This window comes from Coleofasciculus sp., assembly GCF_046539235.1.
Lineage (GTDB): Bacteria > Cyanobacteriota > Cyanobacteriia > Cyanobacteriales > Coleofasciculaceae > Coleofasciculus.
Window position 1 is genome coordinate 1 of the sequence record NZ_JBKHHI010000162.1, and the last position, 13487, is coordinate 13487.

General features: G+C 46.2%; 11 protein-coding genes. 3 read left to right on the forward strand and 8 right to left on the reverse strand.

What is annotated here, in order from left to right; all coding sequences use genetic code 11:
- From ACLFWI_RS15635 to ACLFWI_RS15660, 6 genes are all read right to left on the reverse strand, one after another.
- The coding region (locus tag ACLFWI_RS15635) for a tetratricopeptide repeat protein (protein ID WP_446413685.1) at positions 1-1910 on the reverse strand (1910 nt) is incomplete at its 3' end.
- Complete coding sequence (locus ACLFWI_RS15640; protein ID WP_446413686.1) at positions 1900-3189, reverse strand: CHAT domain-containing protein; 1290 nt, start codon at positions 3187-3189, stop codon at positions 1900-1902. The genes ACLFWI_RS15640 and ACLFWI_RS15635, both read right to left, overlap by 11 nt.
- Positions 3186-5093 (reverse strand): hypothetical protein, encoded by a 1908-nt coding sequence (locus ACLFWI_RS15645; RefSeq protein ID WP_446413687.1) that lies wholly within the window; start codon positions 5091-5093, stop codon positions 3186-3188. The genes ACLFWI_RS15640 and ACLFWI_RS15645 overlap by 4 nt, the downstream gene beginning before the upstream one ends.
- The gene (locus ACLFWI_RS15650; protein ID WP_446413688.1) at positions 5086-6072 is read right to left on the reverse strand and encodes an AAA family ATPase; all 987 of its coding nucleotides are present in this window, start codon (positions 6070-6072) and stop codon (positions 5086-5088) included. The genes ACLFWI_RS15645 and ACLFWI_RS15650 overlap by 8 nt, the downstream gene beginning before the upstream one ends.
- A complete protein-coding gene (locus tag ACLFWI_RS15655; RefSeq protein WP_446413689.1) occupies positions 6036-6410 on the reverse strand; it encodes a CU044_2847 family protein in 375 nt (124 codons plus the stop codon). The genes ACLFWI_RS15650 and ACLFWI_RS15655 overlap by 37 nt, the downstream gene beginning before the upstream one ends.
- Positions 6411-6741: 331 nt before the next feature.
- A complete protein-coding gene (locus ACLFWI_RS15660) occupies positions 6742-8226 on the reverse strand; it encodes a phytoene desaturase (RefSeq protein WP_446413690.1) in 1485 nt (494 codons plus the stop codon).
- Positions 8227-8450: 224 nt separating this feature from the next.
- Between ACLFWI_RS15660 and ACLFWI_RS15665 the strand changes: the two genes are divergently transcribed.
- Together ACLFWI_RS15665 and ACLFWI_RS15670 are read left to right on the forward strand one after the other, a co-directional pair.
- Complete coding sequence (locus tag ACLFWI_RS15665) at positions 8451-9167, forward strand: SDR family oxidoreductase (RefSeq protein WP_446413691.1); 717 nt, start codon at positions 8451-8453, stop codon at positions 9165-9167.
- 195 nt (positions 9168-9362) lie between these two features.
- A complete protein-coding gene (locus ACLFWI_RS15670; RefSeq protein WP_446413692.1) occupies positions 9363-10658 on the forward strand; it encodes a 4-hydroxyphenylpyruvate dioxygenase family protein in 1296 nt (431 codons plus the stop codon).
- A gap of 130 nt (positions 10659-10788) precedes the next feature.
- Here ACLFWI_RS15670 and ACLFWI_RS15675 read toward each other — a convergent pair whose 3' ends face one another.
- The gene (locus tag ACLFWI_RS15675) at positions 10789-11415 is read right to left on the reverse strand and encodes a CPP1-like family protein (RefSeq protein WP_446413693.1); all 627 of its coding nucleotides are present in this window, start codon (positions 11413-11415) and stop codon (positions 10789-10791) included.
- A gap of 484 nt (positions 11416-11899) precedes the next feature.
- Here ACLFWI_RS15675 and ACLFWI_RS15680 point away from each other — a divergent pair, with 484 nt between their 5' ends.
- Positions 11900-12628 (forward strand): response regulator transcription factor, encoded by a 729-nt coding sequence (locus ACLFWI_RS15680; protein ID WP_446413694.1) that lies wholly within the window; start codon positions 11900-11902, stop codon positions 12626-12628.
- A 319-nt stretch (positions 12629-12947) separates the two neighbouring features.
- On the opposite strand, the gene ACLFWI_RS15685 is transcribed toward ACLFWI_RS15680, so the two are convergent.
- Entirely contained in the window at positions 12948-13232 is a 285-nt protein-coding gene (locus tag ACLFWI_RS15685) for a TatA/E family twin arginine-targeting protein translocase (RefSeq protein WP_446413695.1), read from the reverse strand.
- Between the last annotated feature and the right edge of the window lie 255 nt (positions 13233-13487).

Below are 13487 nucleotides of genomic sequence, written 5' to 3' on the forward strand. Positions count from 1 at the left end.
ATCCCACGGCGCTCGCCAATTTCCTCAAATATTGCCAAAGACTCCTGAAGGTAATCGATTGCTCGTTGATATTCCCCTAGTGCATCATAAGCATTGCCCAAACCCATCATAGAACTAGCTATCCCACGGCGCTCGCCAATTTCCTCAAATATTGCCAAAGACTCCTGAAGGTAATTGATTGCCTTTTGGTACTCTTCTAGGGAATTGTAAACATTGCCCAAATTATTCAGGGAAGTCCCTTCCAGATAACGATCACCGATGTCATCGAATTCCCATTCCCATGCCCAAAGAGACGCCTTATAGTATTCAATTGCCCTTTTGTAGTCTCCCAAGGATTTGTAAGCATTGCCCAGATAATTTTGCGTCATTACCCAATCTCTAGGAAAAGCTTCGTAGTTATAGACTTCCAGGGCGGCTTGAAAGGATGCGATCGCTCTTTCTATATTTTCTGCCCTTTCTCCCTCAGTTCGGTAACTGTAGACATTACCCAGATTGTTTTGAATTCCTGCCCAATCCCTGGGAAAAGTATCACGGGTGTAGACTTCTAAGGCAGATTGATAAGAGGCGATCGCACGTTCTAAATTCTCTTCCTTTTCTCCCCTGATTCGGTCGCTGTAGGCATTACCCAGATTATTTTGAGTCATTGCCCAATCTCTAGGAAATTCTTCAATGGTAAGGACTTGCAAAGCAGCTTGATAGGATGCGATCGCCATTTCTAAATTATCTGCCCTTTCTCCCTGAATTCTGTCACCGTAGGCAGTACCCAGATTGTTTTGAGTCATTGCCCAATTCCTGGGAAAAGCCTCACGAGTGTAGACTTCTAAGGCAGCTTGATAAGAGGCGATCGCACGTTCTAAATTATCTGCCCTTTCTCCCTGAATCCTGTCACCGTAGGCAGTACCCAGGTTATTTTGAATTGTTGCCCATTGGCTGGGAAACGCTGTACGGGTGTAGACTTCCAACGCCGCTTGAAAATGGGCGATCATACGTTCTAAATTATCTGCCTTTTCTCCCCGAAGTCTGTATAAGTAGGCATGACCCAAATTATTTTGAATCATTGCCCAATCCCTAGGAAATGCCTCACGAGTGTAGACTTCTAAGGCAGCTTGATAAGAGACGATCGCTAATTCTATATTCTCTGCCCTATCCCCGCGAATTCTATTCATATAGGCATTTGCCAGATTATTTTGAGTCCTTGACCAATCTCTGGGAAACCCTTCAATAGTAAAGACTTGCAGCGATGCTTGAAAATAGGCGATTGCCGTTTCTAGATTATCTGCCTTTTCTCCCTGGATTCTGTATAAGTAGGCATTCCCTAAATTATTTTGCATCCTTGCCCAATCTCTGGGAAACGTCTCGCGGGTGTAGCCTTGCAAGGCTGCTTCATAAGAGGCAATCTCATTTTCTAAATTCTTTATCCATTTTTCAATATATGTTTCTCTGCTATGATTTTGCAATTCTTCTTTGTCAGATGGAGTTATTTCTTTAACCTTCTCTTTTGGTTCAACACCAATATAATCAACTATATTTTTTCGAGTAACTATAGTAGTAATCTTTATCTCATCCAAACATAGAACTTTTATCGGCACACCCCAACCATTAACTAGCGTTACCTTAATTGCCCCTTCCATTTCCTCCTGCGTCGCTGTCAACAAAAACTGAGCCGCACCATAACTTCCTCCAAATCGGTGCAACACGACTGCTGGTTCCCCCACAGGTTTACTACTAAATAGAGGTGAAGTCTCCAACATACAATAAATAGGATATTCTTCATCCTCATAAAGCCACTCACTATCCCCAGATGGTTGTAAGTCAATTGTCATCAAGTAAGTTTTACCCACCTGCGCCTCACGCGGGTAGCTAATCACTGGCTGAATCGATAGGGGGAGCTGTTGAGTGTCAGACACCATTCTGTCCTCCTGGAGGGATGAGCCGGAGTACCGTCATGGGATTACCGTAGTAGACATACATAAAAGTATAAATAAAAGATTCCCACTGTTCCTTAGTTGGCTGATCAGGGAAATTTTTAATCATTTTGAACCGCAGTTCTCGTAGCAACGCCGCTACTGATAGATTAGGCGATCGCAAAGATGCTTTAATTAAATCACGAGCAAACTCAGATCCATATTTATTTCCCACAGGAGCCAGTGTCCCAATTACTCCTCTTGCCCCTTTTTTCATAAAAAGCTCAACAAAACCCATTTGGTAGTCGGACGGAATGTAAGGATGTGGTTTATGACGACCCGAATGACAAGCATTTATGAAAACGATTCCTTGAGAATTTTTAAGTAAATTAAAATGATGGGTGCGTAAATCCCCGTATTTTAACCTTTGTTGTTTATTAGCTTCTGACCCAATCCATATTTCAAAAATATTTTCTCTAAAATCACCGTGACAAGAAATATAAATAAATCCACAACTAGACTCATTACGCTCTAAGTGAGCTTTGAATTCATTGATATCATGTTTGCTACTGCGATATATAACAGCTTTGAGGTCTTCTAGATCAATAACTTCTGAACCATTAAGTTCTGTGTCAAGTACATAAGCAATTACATTGCCACAACACTGCTCTTGCTGTAAATTTAACATTAGATAGTCATCCCCACTGATAAATTTTTGCCAGCGTACTGTTGTCACCAAAGTACCTAGATATTCATGGGGTGACTCTTCAGGAGATAATTCCACCATTTCCCAAGGAATTTCATAATTTGTATGATCAGCAATAACCAAACACAACTGTCCGCCAAACCGACTTCGCAAACCTTTGACCCACTTCCGCAATTCAGGATTGACAAAGGAAAAGAAATTCATATCATTTTTTATCTGCTTGGCAGACAATTTTTTATCGACAATCAGTGCCAAGGAAAAAGGAGGTCGTTTTTTTGGCTTGGTTTGTGACAACTTAGCCACCGCGTTACCTCCCCATAACGCATATTCATCCGCCCCATTCGAGTAGATGTGTAAAATAGCCACCTCTGGCGGTAGCTTCATCGTGATGTAAAGCTCGTTAGGTGGGAAGAGTTTTTCTTCAGTTTCCGTTTCTACATCCTCTGGTAAAGCGGGTGTAGTTGGTGTTGGTGCTGCTGCTTGTGCCGCTTCAAAAGGTAACTTTTTGGTTCGCCCCAAACCTGTGGGTGAAGTGATTGCCCGTTGGGTGAGTGAACGCTTGAATTTATCAACCATCATTCCACCTCCACTTCCTCTAAAGGTGGAATCGAAACCACGGCGGCTCCCATAACATTTGCGAGTTCTAACGGCAAATCCTGATACTGTTTCGGTTGGGGATTGAGCAGAACTACTTTCACATTATCTAATCCCCGAATACGTTCAGCAACCTGTAACGCATCTTCTACCCCTTTTCGTCCCACAGGTGGCATAATCTGACCCAAACGACTGGCGGCGAGTGGCACATTGCCGCGCCCATCACTAATCACCACCAGCACCGCCTGCTGTACGGTACTGCGTCCATGTTGTAAAGCATGGCGTAACGTCTGCAAGGCTAAATCTAAACCATGAGCCAGAGGCGTCGCCTTTCCCCATCCTGCCTCAATTCCGGCACTAATGCTCGGCACTAAGATACTCTGCGCCATTATCTTCTGTGCGCGTAACTCATGGCGGGCATTCTCGGCTCCCACCTGAATCAAGCAAACACTTGCCCGTTCCACATACGCCCAACTCAGGTAGGGTAATAATTCATCCTGCCATTGACAATCCTGTAAACAAGTGTGGTCAAGGAGTAACATGAGCATTTGCTCGGCTACAGGCGCTCGGCGGTAACTATGTAAATCCGTGGGTGATACAATTAACCTCTGATGACCATTCCCGGTAGACTGGTGGCGAATACCCTGAAATTTTGCCGCTTCCAGTAATGTCCTCACCAAGGCTAAATCCTGCAACGTCTTTGCCTTCTCGACGCCAATAATTGCTCCATACGCCTTAGCCCTTGACTGGAAGCGACGACTCGGTAACTGGAGAGAAGCGGCTTCCCGTTCAACTGGAGCCTCATCTTCTGGGTAAGGATTGACAGGAGCGGTATTAAAGGGTAAGCGTGTGGGCGGTAAGGATTCAGGTTCATCTGACTCATACACAGGTTCCCTTTCTGTTGCGCGTTCAGGCGGGTTTGAGTCAGAGGATGTTGTGGTCGATTTGTCTTCCCTTGTTTCAGGCTGATCAAATTGTGGCGTGACAGGTTCAGCACTTTCCGTTGATATGTCTTCAGTCTGTTGAGGAATCGGTTTTAACCCCATCAAGCGAGCCGCCGCATCAACATCTTTTGCCCTCATTTCGGCTACACCCTCTAACCGCGCACTCGCCAGAGCGAGTCGCCCTAAAGCAATCTCGCGACGCGGACTAAACATTTCCAGGATTGACGTGTAATCCAGTATCCGGGCGGTGGCTTCGGCTGTAATCGTGGGACGCAGGTGGAGCGCGTTTTGTAGAGGTTGGCGCAGTGTCTCAAAACTAAAATCCGGTTCCCCTCTCCTCGCAGGAGAGGGGCTGGGGGAGAGGTCAATCCATTCCAGAATCTCCGCCACTCTATCCCTCGTCTTTTCCACCTGTCCACTCAGCCGCAGGGCAAAACGGTCTAGCAAATGAGGCGAAACCATTCCCACCTGATTACTAGCACACCCCGCCAACCAACAGAGATTCGGTTGCCAAAAGTCCTGCTGTCCGTGACGTTCCAGATGCGCCACATCCGCCCCCAGCAGCGTCACACAAGCCCGTGCGCTGGCTAAACTCAACTTAGTCAAGTCCGGAATAATCACCAACTGCAAGTCTGACTGATTCTGTCCGGCGGTTAATAAACCGGGTTTCCAGTCAAAAGACTGTTCCCCCGAATTCCCCGATAATCCCAAACTTCCCCACAAGTCATCCTCCGCTTCCCACGTCCCCAACGTCACCGAGACAACCGGATGTCCCGTGACAATCGCCACCATCTGAGTCAGGATGTCAGCCGTCAGCCGTAAGACTTCAGGAGTCGTATCAAACATCAGAATACTCCGCAGCCCTGGACTAATCGCCGCACAAGCGAGCGATCGCGTGAATGAGTCTGTTAACGTAAGTTGATAGGATGGGGCAGAATCAGTCACCGCTCAAAATCTCTTGCACAAGCTGATTATCTTGGTCACGCCACGGCATTTGGTTACTCTGGAGGACTCCGGGACGACGATGTTGGAGTGCCAGCCGTGCTACTGTTGCTACATGCTCATTGGTCACCTGTTTTTCACCCTTTAACGCCGCATAAGCACGAGCCGCCAATGCAATCATATAGTCCCCTCGATTCCCTTCTGCCTGAAACCCCCCTGCTAACCGAACGCAGTTTTTGGCAACATTCACGGGAACTTCCACCTGATAAAAAGTCTGCCGTGCTTTCTCCAGTAACTCCCGGTGTTTTTGGTCTTTTTCCAAAGCGTCATTAATATAGGCAGAGGATTCACCCGCTTTAATCTGAGATACCGCCTGATCAAATTCCAAAACAGTCTGCAAAATCTTAGTCCGCTTCGCTTCGTCCGTTTCAGCCGTGACACTAACCATCAACCCAAAGCGGTCAATTAATTGAGGTCGTAATCCTCCTTCTTCAGGGTTCATTGTGCCAACCAAAGTAAACGAAATCGGCTTTTGCTCACTTTGCCCTTCCCGTTGCACCACCAGCACCCCAGTTGAGGTGACATCCAGAATAATATTGACAATATGGTCATCCAGCAAATTGACCTCATCAATATAAAGTAATCCCCCATTCGCGTCTTCCAACAATCCCGGCTGGGGAACAGGCTTACTCTTCATCAACTCATCAATTTTCCAACCGCCCACCACCCGGTCTTCTGTCGCATTAATTGGTAAAGTAACCGGGAGACAGCCATACATCATTTGAGCAAACGCCCGAACTGCGGTAGATTTCCCCGTCCCGCGATGTCCACTCAGCAACACCCCACCAATCCGAGGGGCAATATAAGCCAGTTCCAGCGCCAACTTAATCTGATGCTGACCCACAATCAGCGTGTAGGGCAATATCTGAATGGCTGATTTCTCAATCACGACGGTTTTTGGGGCGTTTCCTTCAATGTCCATTTCATTGTCACCTGCATCTGGGCTTCTCCGCCAAATTTTGTCAGTACCGCCCCCACTTCAGAATTTAGCTTTATCGCCAGTTGTACTTCAAATTCATTCGGTTTGACATCATCGTGCATTTTTCTGACACTCTGGATAACCTGTACAGCGCATTTACGAGATAAAGTCAGACCATCTCCAAAAACGTTGTCTACAGCCTTTAGAGATTTTCTGGCAAGGCTTTCTCGTGTATCCTGATAGGGGTTTTCAGCGTCAGGGATTTCAGGGACTTCATCAACTTCAATGTAGATATCAACTTGCTCCCCATCAACCTCACTCGTGCTTTTGATAATCGGCATCGCTATTATTTATTGGATTATCGGTTATTATCTTTTGTAGCAAATTGTCACTCGGTTTGGTAACTTGAGGCTTATCGTTGATTAATTAATTGCTTGATCAATGCTGATAAAGCTATGACGGTAACTTTTAATTATAACAATTACTGATTGCCTAAAATTCAGTCATCTTTGTCAAAAAGATATCTTGCATCAGCCTTATCAATGGTGCGTTACGCTCCGCTAACGCACCCTACGACACATCTGATTTAATGGATGACGCTTACATCCAGAAAATGTAGGGGCGCACCGACGTGCGCCCACCGACGTGCGCCCAACCCAATTGTCAACTCGATTAAACCTGCGCCCTTTGATTTTCTTCAATCAACCGCGCTGCAATTTTGCCCGAACTCATCACTCCTGGTAATCCCGCCCCCGGATGGGTTCCCGCCCCCACAAAATAGAGATTTGGAATATCTTCACTCTGATTATGAGGACGAAACCAAGCCGACTGCGTGAGAATCGGTTCCACGGAAAACGCACTTCCTAAATAACTATTTAGTGTATCGCGAAAATGCAACGGATCAATATAATGTTCGGTGACTATATGCTGAGACAAATCCGGTAAATAATGCCGTTCCAAATACTCAATAATCCGATTCCGATACGGTTTCGCCATCACCCGCCAATCGGTTTGACTTCCCAAATTAGGAACCGGGGATAATACATACCAACAATCACATCCCGGCGGTGCAAGAGATGGATCAGTCGCCGTCGGATGATGTAAGTACAAGGCAAAATCCTCTGCAAGCTGCTGGCGCACAAAAATATCCCGCATTAATTCCCGATACCGAGTCCCCATCAATATTTCATGATGTGCCATCTCTGGATACTGACGATTTGTACCAAAATACAGCACAAATAAGGACATAGAATAGCGCATTTTTTTAACGCGACGGTCATTATATTTGCGGCGAAATTTCTGGGGAATTAAATTCAAGTATGTAAACACCACATCCGCATTACTCACCACCGCATCTGCCTTCAGCACCTCTCCCCTCTCTAACCTTACGCCTGTCGCTCGTTTGGTTTTTTCATCCACCACAATTTCCGTTACCGATCGATTCAGTAATAGTTGACCCCCAAGTTCCTGAAACAATTGCACCAACGCCTGGACTAATGCGCCCGTTCCCCCCTTAGGAAACCAAATCCCAAACGCCTGTTCTAACTTATGAATCATGGCGTAGATAGCCGTACTCTGAAATGGATTCCCACCAATTAATAAAGGATGAAAACTAAAAACTTGCCGCAATCGTTCATCTTGAATGTACTGATTCACCAACCCAGCGACGGATTTATAAGTCTGTAAGCGAATCAAATCCGGAGCCACGTTTAGCATATCCGTGAAGCGACTAAACGATTGCTCCATCAATGGCAATCCTTTCTCGAAAATAGCGTTTGCGGCTTTAGCAAAACGTTGATATCCGGCGACATCAGCCGGATTAAACGCCCGAATTTGTTCAATTAAGTAGTCAGTGGAATTATTGTAGTGAAAGACTGAGCCATCGGGAAAGCGAACATTATAAAACGGGTCAAGGGGGACAAGTTTGACATAATCGGCAGTCTTTTTCCCAGCTAAGGCAAATAACTCATCAATTAGATGTGGCACGGTAATAATCGTGGGACCCCCATCAAAGGTAAACCCCTGCTGTTGATAGACATAAGCACGCCCCCCGGCGCGATCGCGCTTTTCCACAATCGTTACCCGATGACCCCCAGCCTGTAACCGAATCGCTGCCGAGAGTCCACCAAATCCGCTACCAATGATCACAATATCCATAGTTAGTAGAGACGCGCCATGGCACGTCTGAATGTAGGGGCGGGTTTGACTATTATCCTTTGCTTGAGACCCTGATGTAACTAAACCCGCCCCGGTTGAACGGCTAAGGGAATGTTCTTGTTGCTATTGATGGTAACGTTTGACCAAGGACAAATGACCAATGACCAATGACAACGGGCAAACCGCTCTATCATAGGTAAAGATGTAAAGAAATGTAAAATTATATGCCAGATAAAGTTATTGTCGTCGTTGGTGCCACAGGGGGTATTGGATCGGCTATAACCCACCAATTAGCAAAAGAGGGAGCCAATTTAGTCCTCGCCGCCAGACAGAGCGATCGCTTAGCCACTTTGACCTCCCAACTCCCCATGGCTAATTTAGAGCAAGTCTTAAATGTACCCACCGATATCACCGATCCAGCCCAAGTGGAAACGCTGATGCAGAAGGCGGTTGACAAGTTTGGTCAAATTGACGTAATCATCAATGCGGCAGGGGCGGGAATTCTTAAACAATACAACAAAATTACATCGGCTGACCTAGAGGCGATGCTGGACTTAAATCTCAAAGGTAGCTTCTATACCTGTCAAGCCGCCGCTGAAGTGATGAAGAGCCAAAAATCCGGTCACATTTGTAACATCATCGGCATCTTAGGTAAACATTCCATGGCGATGGCGTCGGCGTACTGCGCCTCGAAGTTCGGCGTTGTCGGATTTAGCAAATGTATGGCAGATGAATTAAAGCGCTTTGGGATTAAGTTTACACTTTTTTACTTTGGTGGTGTGGATTCACCATTCTGGGATAATGTCAGCTTAAAAGTGGATCGCAAAAAGATGCTGAATCCGCAAACAGCAGCTAATGCCATTCTGTTTGCCCTGAAAGCTGATCCCCAAGCCGTACCGATGGAAATCAACATCCAGCCGGAAAGCCATCTATTCTTTTGACTGGCTGCCAAAGAAGGGCGGGTTTATTTACGTTAACGGTTAGCTCCAAAATGTTATAGGTAAAACCCGCCCCTACAACCTCGCACCCAGATGTGCCATGGTACGTCTAGAACAGGCTCTCTCTTAAGAATGAGCTGAAATTCCGCAAAAGACGGCAAAATTGACAACCAAGTAAGCTGCCGGATGGGATAAGCCATGAGAATCGATCACATTCACTTTTATGTTAAAGATGCGCTAGCCTCCCGCGATTGGTTTGTTGAGAAGATGGGCTTTCAATCTGTGGCATCGGGGGCAAGTTGTCACACACAAACTACGGTGGTCAAGAGTGGTGCTATTTATTTTGTCCTGTCGTCTGCGATCGCGCCGAATAGTCCCGTTGCCCAGTTTCTGCGCCAGCATCCTCCAGGTGTTGCTGATATTGCTTTTAAGGTTGCCGATCTGGAATGGAGCATGGAAAAACTCCTCCAACGCGGCGCTAAGGTCTTACAACCTCTTCAAACCCAAGTTTATGAGAATGGATACATAAAGTGGGCTAAAGTTGCTGCATGGGGCGATATGACTCATACTTTGGTCGAACGCCATAGCTTTAATCCCATCCTCTGCTTTCCGGTACAGCTAGACTGGCTGAGTGAGACGAAGGTGGGGTCAAACGGAGTAAATCAAAAGGACAAGGGAGATGGGGGATTTGACTCAAAACTCGGTCAGGGCGGGTTTTGTACAAACGTTACCATCGATAGCGACAAGAAAATCCCTAAACCCGCCCCGACAAACCATGTCCTTGAGCGAAGTCAAGGGTCAACATTCAACCCTCAGACGCGCCATGGCGCGTCTCTACATTCAACAGTTCCCCAATCCCCAATTGAGGCGTTTACCTATATCGATCACATTGTCCTGAATGTGGCGGCTGGGGATTTGGCGAAAGCGGTTCAGTGGTATCAGCAGGTGTTGGACTTCCAACCGCAGCAGGTGTTTACCATCCAGACTGAGAAATCTGGCTTATGCTCTCAGGTGATGGTACATCCGGTAACCGGGACACAATTTCCCATTAATGAACCGACATCGGCAAATTCTCAAATTCAGGAATTTCTGGATGTGAACAGAGGAGCCGGAATCCAGCATATTGCTTTAGCCACAAGAAATATTGTGGGTACGATCGCGCAACGGCGTCGTCAGGGTATGTCCTTCATCAACGTTCCCCCCAGTTATTACAGTCAACTGCGCGATCGCTATCCGGGTGATAATTTCTCGACAGCGGCATGGGATGCGATCGCGCAGCAGCAAATTTTAGTCGATTGGCAAGCTCAATCCCCGCAAGCGTTGCTGCTGCAAACCTTTACCCAACCCATTTTCGCCGAACCCACCTTCTTTTTCGAGTTCATCGAACGGCGATGGGGAGCAAAAGGCTTTGGTGAGGGGAATTTCCAGGCTTTGTTTGAGGCGATCGAGCGGGAGCAGATGAAACGCGGTTGTTTGCCAATGGAAAAGAGTTGATCCGTATTTTTTATCTGATGTAACCCAAAAGAGGGAACAGGGAACAGGGAATGACCAAACCGCAAAGATAGGGGAAGTGAGGACAAGGGAGTTGCTAACTCTTTGCCTTGTCTTCTCCTCTTCCTCCCTTTCATCGCAAGAAGCTGCTAATCAGCCAGAACAAGACAAAGGTTACCAATGAGGCAAATTTCTCAACGGTCAAACCCATGCCGATAAGCAGTGACTCTAATGCTCCTCCCAGAACGGTTCCCAACGCTACACCTAGCAGTAAACCAACCAGGGTCAGCAATACAGCCCGACCAAATTGTTGTTCTTTGCGATTGAGGAAATAAATTGTACCGCCAAACCCCAAGGCGACAGTAAACGTAAGAATTGACGCTTCTGGATAAAACAGAGTCAGACCAATCAAGACCAAGAACACAACCGTGGGGGCAACTAGATCACTCCTCGTCGGGGTATCTAACAGTCCTTGCAACCAAGCCGGAGAGGAATTGGCTGAGGGGGAGCTAAAGCCCAACGGGGTTTGTGGCACTTTTTCCCGTTCTGGAAAACGAATGCGTTCTGGAACCTTGATTTTTCCTTCTTGGCGCATTCTGAGGCGATCCATAATAATCGCATCATAAGCCGCCTCTACTGACTCGACGAGCTTAGGTTCGCCGCGATGCTGCTGCATCAAGCGTCCTTTAGCATCCTGAATTTCATCAAAGGAAGCGTCTTCTGTAACCCCAAGTTTTTCGTAGGGATTTTGATCGCTCATTCAAAACCTCCTAGACATCCCTTTTTTCACTGGTATATGTAAGACTCTACACTGGTTATTATGATAGACATCGATCTTCTAAACGCTGCTGTACCCAACAGGTAACAGCCTAGTTACGTACCGAGTGCCATGCTAACTCCCTTGCAAGCTAGTGTAGCCTGTTCTTTGCAAACAAGTCCTCTTGGCAGAAAAATTCCTTGAGGCAAGCCCAAGTAATGCCAGATCTGCCAAAAGCGGTTATGCTATTGGGCGGCTGCCCTATTTTCCCACTTGGGTAATGATGCTAGCCGCTATTGGCATCCCTGCATTCTCTGGCGATAATTGACTTAAATGCTTACTAAGCCATTGATGTCACAAAAATCTATACTCTGATTCCTGATCCAGCTACGCTAGAAGAGTATTGACTAAAATGCTCAATACATCCTAGTGGTGAATAGGTGTGCATCTTGTATCAATCCCTGAAATTAGTTCTCCGTGGAAATTTATGACCATGGTCTCCGCCAAAATTCTTGTCGTGGACGACGATCCGGCAATCCGCAATTTAATAATTCGCTTTTTGAGCACCAAGAACTATCAAATGGAGTCGGCGCAGGATGGTAAGACGGCTCTAGCCACATTTAAGCAATTCAACCCAGACTTAATAATTCTGGATGTGAATTTGCCAGATGCCCTTGGCTACAACCTTTGCCGGGAAATGCAAAGCATCAATGATGTTTTTGTCCTCTTCCTCACGTCTCGCGATCAACCCGATGACAAAAATCAAGGGTTCAAACAGGGTGGTGATGATTATCTCACCAAGCCCTTCGATTTAATGGAACTCGAAAACCGAGTTGGGGCGATTTTAAGACGTAAGCGACCAATTGAGCCGACTGACCAGCAGCGTCTCGTTTACAATCACTTGACGATTGATCCCACCCGTCGCGAGGTGACTCTTCACGACCAACTTGTCCCCTTGACCGCTCTAGAGTTCGATTTGTTACATTTCTTAGCATCTCACCCAGGTCAAGTCCTGCGCCGTTCTGAATTGATTCAGGAAGTTTGGGAATACGACTATGTTGGAGACCAACGAGTTGTTGACGTTCATATTGGACAAATTCGCAAAAAGATCGAAATCGATGCGAGTGACCCGAAGTTAATCCAAACGATTCGGGGGGTTGGCTACAAGTTTGAAGCACCCAACACTGAGCAACATAATGGACAACGGTCTGTATGAACAACTGACACCAAGCTCATGTCATGGTGTCAGTTTTTGAGTTGATTGCGAATTACTTGATCATAGACTGTCTACGATTAAGTCTTACATCCTGTCTATCAGCAGCTACCCGGATTCCTAAGACCGATAGAATTTTGATTCCTCCCTTACCAATTTGATGTTGGTTACTTTTTCATTCATACTGAGTGCCACCGTTAGGACATCAATGTCCTGATGTTTTGTGGAACTTTAAACACTGAAAAATGAGAACAGCGAGGGAAACATCAGTCAGTATCTACCAATTCCTTGTCTTCACGTTCGCTGAAAAAATAGTTTTTAGCTAGCTTGAGACGGAGTAGCGGCTTGGGTTTTTGCTATCTGTTGAATCAGCTTCAGAAGTAGCTTCTTGCTGAGTTTCAGACAGTGCAGGTGTTTTCGCCGCTTGTTCTAACTGTTGAGCCTCACGCTTAAATTCCGTTTCAAATTCTCTCGAGGCATCTTGAAAACCGCGAATGGCTTTCCCTAGACTCTGACCAATCTCTGGTAACTTTTTCGGTCCAAATACTAATAGCGCCACGATTAAAATCAGCGCCATTTCCGGTAAACCAATACCAAAAACGTTCATTTCATAACCTCCTGATGTACCAATAGCTGTTTCTATTGTGTATCAAATGCTGAAGTCTAACTTTTAATTGATGATTATCTCCCCACTGACAAACAGACAGGGAGAGGATATTCATGGTTCATCAAAAATCGGGGTGGGTAAGGGGGTGAATGGAAACCCCTGTCATTTATGTATGGGGAGGATCTTGCCCCCTTACACGGAGGTCTTAGGCTGGTCAGGTACGATGCTCCCTTCAAGTCCCTAGCTGTCTTCTAT